General features: G+C 73.3%; 1 pseudogene. It reads right to left on the bottom strand.

Going from position 1 to position 1,508, the window contains the following annotated elements:
• Window positions 1–253: 253 nt before the first annotated feature.
• Window positions 254–1,508 (bottom strand): annotated as a pseudogene (locus DPV74_RS41300) (malto-oligosyltrehalose synthase); the annotation flags it as partial.

Below are 1,508 nucleotides of genomic sequence, written 5' to 3'. Positions count from 1 at the left end.
GGCCGGGCGCGGCTCAGGTGGCTCAAGCGGCTCGAGCGGGACGAGCGGCTCAAGCGGGCCCGTGGCCGCGCACGACGGCGACAGGAAGGGCAACCCGCTATGGGAGGACGACGGCGGCGCAATGCCGCCGGAAGAGTGGTCGTGACGGGGCAAGCGCGTTTGGGCACTTGCGCAAGATCGCTGACGTTCGGCCGATTCGATTGACGCGCGCCGGCGCGCCAGGTACGACACGCGTCTCCAGGGCCGGGCGCCTTCAGCTGTCGGCACGCGCCGCCACGAGCACCGCAACGGGCAATCCGGCCAGGCAGCGGCGTAGCGCCAGCACCCCGTCGGGCGCGTCGATCGCGTCCCGACCATTCAGCCAGTCGATCCAAGGCCCCTCGATTCCGCGCGGCAGCACGACCGCCGTATCGCCCCACTGCGCGGGCGCCACGCGCGGTATCCCGGGCGCTTCCCCGAGCAACCGGCTCGCGAGCCGCGTCGCGACGATCACCACGGTGGCGGCCGCGTCGCACCGCGCGAACGCTACCGCGTGTCGCCCAAGCGGGCCGCGCACGCGTAGCGGCACATACGCGCCGTCCGCGAACGTCGCCGGCCACCGTGCGCGCAGCGCGAGCATCCGCTCGATCAGCGCGCGTTTCACGCGTGCGTCGGGCCAGGCCGGCAGGTACGACGCGACCGGATCGTCGACCCGTTCGGCCGCCAGTGCGTCGAACGGCACGTCGCGCCGGTTGTCCGGATCGACGAGCGAGTGATCCCAGCACTCGGTTCCTTGATAGAGGTCGGGCACGCCGGGCGACGCGATCCGCAGCGCTGTCTGCGTCAGGCTGTTGACGATGCCGGCCGGTGCGATCCGTGCGACGAACGCATGCAGCCGGTGCGCGAAATCGCCGGCGCCGCGCGGCGTCAGGATCGCGCGGACGAATGTTTCGCAGGCGTGCTCGTAGTCCGGTTCGGGCGCCAGCCAGTCGCTGTGCCGCTTCGCTTCGCGCAATGCTTTCGTCTGCCACTGCGCGACGCGCGCGGCGAGTCCGGCGAGCCCGGCCGCATCGTCGGGCGCGAGTGCCGGCGGCCAGCAGCCGACGAGCGTCTGGTACAGCATCGCTTCCGCGGCCGGCCCCGGCGCCCACGCGAGATCGCGATGCGCGCGGCCCCGGTGCGGCAGGTTCAGCAGGCTCCAGTCGAGCGATACCGTGCGCCATGCGTCCGGGATCTCGCTGAGCACCGCGAGCCGTGCACGCGCATCCTCGCCGCGCTTGTGGTCGTGCGTGGCCGTCGCGACGAGCCCGTGCGGCACGGTGCGCGCGCGGCGCCGGTTGCGTGCATGGAATGCGCCGCGCGACAGGCTGAAGTCGCCGGCGTCGGCGCCGACCTCGTTGCGCGACAGCAGTCGGCCGTAACGATAGTGGGCCGTATCCTCGACGCCTTTCGCGGCGAGCGGCGCGGTGAGCTGCGCGAACGCGACGCGCGCCGCGGCCAGCGCGTCGGCGTTCGCGCGCGGCACGCGT

Origin of the sequence: Burkholderia sp. HAN2018, from assembly GCF_024704855.1 — a bacterium.
In the GTDB taxonomy this organism is placed as follows: domain Bacteria; phylum Pseudomonadota; class Gammaproteobacteria; order Burkholderiales; family Burkholderiaceae; genus Burkholderia; species Burkholderia cepacia.
This window is presented reverse-complemented; position numbering and strand designations above follow the sequence as displayed.